The following is a 5,835-nucleotide window of genomic DNA, read 5'->3' as shown; positions in this document are numbered from 1 at the left end:
ACTCCGATGCGGTCGAACACGCCGACTCGGTCGGTTATGCCGTGCCTTCGGTGGATCTCGGCGTGGTCGCCTACGGCGCCGAAACAGGCGTCGGTGAGTTGGTCACGCGGGGGGCCAACGTGACGGCCGGCTACTGGAATCGGCCGGAAGCGACCGCCACCACCATCATCGACGGCTGGCTGCACACCGGCGACGTCGTTCGTGTCGACGACGCGGGCCGGGTGCACATCGTCGATCGACTCAAGGACATCATCAATCGCGGTGGTGAAAACGTGTCCAGCGTCGAAGTCGAAGCAGTGTTGCTGTCGGCACCGGGTGTTGCCGACGCCTGCGTGCTGGCAGTGCCCGACGAGGTGATGGGGGAGAAGGTGGGCGCAGTGCTGTTCGGTGGCCGAACGCAGGTCGATGTGGACGCGGTGCTGGACTACTGCCGCGGACAGCTCGCTGACTTCAAAATCCCGCAATACATCACCGTTGCGGACGAAGCACTACCGCGCAATGCCGGCGGCAAGCTACTCAAGGGCCAGCTTCGTGAGCACGTCCAATGGGGCCAGGCCCTGCGATGAACCTGCTAGTCGCCAACCGCGGTGAGATCGCCCTCCGAATTATCAGAACCGCAACAGAATTGGGATACGGCACGATCGCCGTCTACGCCGAAGACGACGCCGATAGCCCGCACGTGAACGCGGCCGACGAAGCGATCGGCCTGCCCGGCGCCGGCCCTGCCGCCTATCTGGATCACGCCGCGATACTGGCGGCAGCCAAGAAATCCGGCGCTGAGCTGATCCATCCCGGCTACGGGTTTCTCAGCGAGCAGGCGGAATTCGCGCGCGCTTGCGCGACGGCGGGGTATACATTCGTCGGCCCGGATGCCGCCGCACTCGAACTGTTCGGCAACAAGACGTCGGCCCGTCGCGCCGCGGTCGCCGCCGGGGTGCCGGTGCTTCCGGCCACCGACGGACCCAGCAGCGTCGAGGACATCCGCGCCTTCTTGGCTGCCCACGACGACGGGATCATGATCAAAGCGCTCGCAGGTGGCGGTGGCCGCGGCATGCGAATAGTCCGTGGCGCCGACCAGGTTGACGATGCCTACCGGCAGTGCGCCGCTGAAGCCCAACTCGGCTTCGGTGATCCGGCCTTGTTCGCCGAGGCGCATCTGGCCAACGCGCGGCATATCGAGGTCCAGATCGTTGCAATGCCGTCTCGCGCACTGGCACTTGGTGACCGTGACTGCAGCATTCAGCGGCGTTACCAAAAGCTGGTCGAAATCGCTCCGGCGCAAGGTATTTCCACAGCGCTGCGCCGTGACCTACACCGGGCCGCGGCTCAGCTGTGCGCGCAGGCGGACTATCGCGGAATCGCGACGGTCGAGTTTCTGGTTGCGGGTGATCAGTTCGTCTTTCTCGAAGTCAATCCGCGGATCCAGGTGGAGCACACCGTGACCGAAGAGGTTACCGGGATCGACCTGGTCGCGGTACAGCTACGAATCGCCAGCGGCGCATCGTTTCACCAGTTGAGATTGCCGGCCGGGATCGTGGCCGACGGCAAGGAAGTGGTCGGTGCGCCCGCCGCGGTGCGCGGTATCGCGATCCAGACGCGGGTCAATATGGAGACGCTTGCACCTGACGGGTCGGTCATTCCGACGGCGGGTACCCTCACGGTGTTTTCGCCGCCGAGTGGGCCCGGTGTGCGCGTCGACACCTTCGGACGTCCCGGACTGACGCCGAGTCCGCGTTACGACTCGTTGCTGGCCAAAGTGATAACCCGGGTTCGCGGTTCGTCATTCGCTCCCTTTCCTGCGGCGTTACGAAAAGCGCAGACGGCGTTGGCGGAATTCGGGATCGAGGGGATCCGCACCAATATCGGATTCTTACAAGAAATCTTGTCGCACAGTCAAACCCAGGCAGGCCCGGTTACCACGAGCTTCGTCGACGAAAACCTGTCCGCCCTTGTCGGTGCCGCGCAGTCCCGGCGTCGTGAGTCTCGAATCGCGGCGCTCGAACTGTATCCGGGTGAGGAAGTGCTGCGTGCACAGCTGGCCGGCACCGTCGTGGAGGTAGCACCGGAAGGCGCCGAGTTTGCGGCAGGCGTTCAGTTGGTCATGCTCGAGGCGATGAAGATGCAGCATGTGCTGACCGCGCCCGACGCGGTGTGTACAGTGCGGACTCTGGTGGCGCCGGGGCAAGTCGTCGGGACCGGAGACCCGTTGGTGGTGTTCACCCGTACCGGGGCGGGCGCGCAAGCCGAGGGCGTCACCGACGTCGACCTGGATCGGCCGCGCGCTGATCTGGACGAGGTCCGCCGCCGCCACCTGCTCACTCTCGACGAGGGCCGTCAAGCGGCAATTGCTAAGCGGCACAAGCACAACCGGCGCACTGCCCGAGAGAACATCGCCGACCTGGTCGATCCGGGCAGCTTCGTCGAGTACGGTGCGCTGACGCTGGCGGCGCAGCGCAGCAGGCGTTCCGAAGACGACCTGATCGCCAACACTCCGGCTGATGGCCTGGTGGCCGGGGTGGCGACAATCGGCGGGGCCGAGACGGCGGTGCTGTCTTACGACTACACCGTGCTCGCCGGCACACAAGGCATGCGCAACCATGCCAAAACCGATCGGGTCTTCGACCTGGCTGCGCGTAGGAAGCTGCCGGTGGTGCTGTTCGCCGAAGGCGGCGGTGGCCGACCGGGTGACACCGACCTGGCCAACATCGCCGGTCTGGATGTGCCGACGTTCCGCACACTGGGCGCACTCAGCGGCCGAGTGCCGTTGGTGTCGATCGTCTCCGGGCGTTGTTTTGCCGGCAATGCCGCCCTGGCCGGCACGTGCGACGTGATCATCGCTACCCCCGACGCCAACATCGGCATGGGCGGTCCGGCCATGATCGAAGGCGGCGGGCTCGGCGAGTACCGGCCGGAGGACATCGGGCCCATCGACGTACAGAGGCGCAACGGGGTTGTCGGGTTGGTGGCGCGCGACGAGGCGCACGCAGTGTCGCTGGCCAAGCAGTACCTGTCGTATTTCCACGGCAACATCGACAACTGGGAAGCGCCTGATCCGCGGCGGGCGCGACATGTCGTCCCGGAGAACCGGTTACGGGCCTATGACGTGCGCCATGCGATCGAATCAGTGGTGGACGTCGGGTCGGTCCTGGAGCTGCGGCCCGACCACGGAGTCGGAGTGGTCACCGCGCTGGTACGCGTCGAAGGCGCTCCGTTCGGTTTGCTGGCCAACAGCAGTCATCATCTCGGCGGGGCCATCGATGCGGAGGCCGCGGACAAGATCGCCGACTTCCTCACGTTGTGCGAATCGTTTGGGCTGCCGATCATTTCGTTGTGTGACACGCCAGGCTTCATGGTCGGCCCGGAGGCCGAGGTGCATGCGGCAGTCCGGCGGTTCAGCCGATTGTTCATCGTCGGCGCTCGGCTGACGGTGCCGTTTGGGATGATCATCCTGCGCAAGGGTTACGGGCTGGGGGCGATGGCCATGGCCGGCGGCTCGTTCCACGCCCCGGAGTTCACAATCGCCTGGCCAACCGGGGAGATCGGCGGGATGGGCCTGGAAGGTGCTGTGCGACTGGGATTCAGCAAGGAGCTGGCTGCCGTCACCGATCCGATCGAACGGCAGAACCTGTTCGACAAGTTGGTCGAGGCGGCCTACCAGCACGGCAAGGCGCTGACGTCGTCCACTACTTTCGAGCTCGACGACGTGATCGACCCGGCCGACTCGCGTTCGTGGATCACCCGGCTGCTCCATGGCGATGAAAGGAAACCCTCGTGAAGGTTGCCGACAAGGTCGCCATTGTCACCGGCGGCGGCAACGGCATCGGCAGCGCGTTGGCCACCAAGCTGGCACAGCACGATGCCCGCATCGTCGTGGCTGACATAAACTCCAGCGCCGCCGACGCAGTGGCCGACGCAATCAACGTCGAGCGGCCCGGGGCGGCCATCGCCGCGGGTGCCGATGTCGCCGACACCGCACAGATCCAGCGGTTGATCACGCTCGCGGAGAGCGGATTCGGCCCGGTCGACCTGTATTTCGCGAATGCGGGCATCACCGGCGCCCCCGGCTTGGACGTCAGCGAGAAGGAATGGGACCGGTCCTTCGACGTCAACGTGCGGGCACATATCCGCGCGGCCCAATTGCTGATACCGGGCTGGGTCGAGCGAGGGGAGGGCTACTTCGTCAGCACCGCCTCGGCGGCGGGGCTGCTGACCCAACTCGGGGCAGCGACCTACGCGGTCACCAAGCACGCCGCCGTCGGCTTCGCCGAATGGCTGAACATCACCTACGGCGACCAAGGTGTGCGGGTGAGCTGTTTGTGCCCGATGGGGGTGAACACCAAGCTGCTCTATGAAGGCGAGCAGTCCGGTGACCCGCTCGGCGACCTAGCCACCCGAGCGGTAACCACCGCGGGCCATGTACTTGAGCCGGCGGATGTCGCCGAGAGCGTGTTGGCGGCCATCGATGAGGAGCGCTTTCTGATTCTTCCGCACGCTAGCGTGCTGGAGATGTACCGGCAAAAAGGCAACGATTACGACCGTTGGCTCAGCGGCATGCGCCGTTACCAACGCAGTCTGCTAGAGGAGGCGCAATGAGCTCACGGAATTTGGACGGCCGAACCGCGATCGTCACCGGGGCGTCGCGAGGCATCGGCCTGGCCATCGCGCAGCGACTGGCCGACGCCGGCGCGAACGTGGTGCTTACCGCCCGTAAGCAGGACAGCGCCGACGCGGCGGCCGAACAGGTCAGCGGCCGCGCCATTGGGGTGGCCGCCCATGCCGCCGACGAGGACGCCGCCAAACGCTGCGTTGAGAAGACGCTCGACCGCTTCGGCAGCATCGACATCCTGGTCAACAACGCCGGCACCAACCCGGCGTATGGGCCGCTGATCGAGCAGGACCACGCCCGCTTCGCCAAAATCTTCGAGGTCAACCTGTGGGCGCCATTGCTGTGGACCTCGCTCGCGGTCAAGGCGTGGATGGGCGAGCACGGCGGCGCCGTCGTCAACACCGCCTCGATCGGCGGCCTGCATCAGTCGCCGAACATGGGCATGTACAACGCCACCAAGGCTGCGCTGATCCACGTCACCAAGCAACTGGCGCTTGAACTTTCACCACACGTGCGCGTGAATGCGATCTGCCCGGGCGTGGTCCGCACCAGGCTCGCCGAGGCGCTGTGGAAGGACCACGAAGACACCCTGTCGGCGTCGTCGGCGGTGGGACGCATCGGCGAGCCGCCCGACGTGGCGGCCGCGGTCGCCTTCCTGGTATCCGACGAGGCCAGCTGGATCACCGGCGACACCATGGTGATCGACGGCGGCCAGCTACTCGGTGATGCGGCGGGTTTCCGATGAGCACGGGTGAGCAGGCCGAGCAAGCAATCGCTGAGGACCTGCGTGCCCGGGTGCGCAAGCTGCTCGACGAACACGACCCGGCGAGCAGCGATCCGCGGGATTTCCTGGCGGCACGCTTTGACGCCGGCCTGGCCTGGGTGCACTTCCCGCACGGCTCCGGCGGCCTCGACCTGCCGAGAAGCTTCCAGTCGCAGGTCGAAGCCGACCTGGCCGCGGCGGGTGCGCCGCCCGGAGGCGGACCACACAACGGCATCGGGATGGGCATGGCGGCGCCGACCATCGCCGCATTCGGCAGCGCCGAGCAGCAACGAAAGTTCCTGCGGCCGTTGTTCACCGGAGAACACTTCTACTGTCAATTGTTCAGCGAACCGGGTGCCGGGTCCGACCTGGCCGGCGTCTCCACCCGCGCGGTGCGCGATGGCTCGGAAAAAGACGCAGACTGGATCGTCAACGGGCAGAAGGTCTGGACGTCGAGTGCGCAGAA

At 66.1% G+C, this 5,835-nt stretch carries 5 protein-coding genes; all 5 read left to right on the top strand.

Annotated elements, in window-relative coordinates; genetic code table 11:
• The coding region (locus WBF82_RS01430) for a class I adenylate-forming enzyme family protein (RefSeq protein ID WP_424381325.1) at positions 1 to 566 on the top strand (566 nt) is incomplete at its 5' end.
• The gene (locus WBF82_RS01425; RefSeq protein WP_424381324.1) at positions 563 to 3,775 is read left to right on the top strand and encodes a carboxyl transferase domain-containing protein; all 3,213 of its coding nucleotides are present in this window, start codon (positions 563 to 565) and stop codon (positions 3,773 to 3,775) included. The genes WBF82_RS01430 and WBF82_RS01425, both read left to right, overlap by 4 nt.
• Positions 3,772 to 4,593: an SDR family oxidoreductase gene (locus WBF82_RS01420; RefSeq protein ID WP_424381323.1), complete on the top strand. Its 822-nt coding sequence runs from the start codon at positions 3,772 to 3,774 to the stop codon at positions 4,591 to 4,593. Before WBF82_RS01425 ends, WBF82_RS01420 begins: the two co-directional genes overlap by 4 nt.
• A complete protein-coding gene (locus WBF82_RS01415) occupies positions 4,590 to 5,351 on the top strand; it encodes an SDR family oxidoreductase (RefSeq protein ID WP_424381322.1) in 762 nt (253 codons plus the stop codon). The genes WBF82_RS01420 and WBF82_RS01415 overlap by 4 nt, the downstream gene beginning before the upstream one ends.
• Positions 5,348 to 5,835: acyl-CoA dehydrogenase family protein (locus tag WBF82_RS01410; protein WP_424381321.1), on the top strand; the 488-nt coding region annotated here is incomplete at its 3' end. The genes WBF82_RS01415 and WBF82_RS01410, both read left to right, overlap by 4 nt.

The organism is Mycobacterium sp. (genome assembly GCF_049673265.1).
Lineage (GTDB): Bacteria > Actinomycetota > Actinomycetes > Mycobacteriales > Mycobacteriaceae > Mycobacterium.
This window is presented reverse-complemented; position numbering and strand designations above follow the sequence as displayed.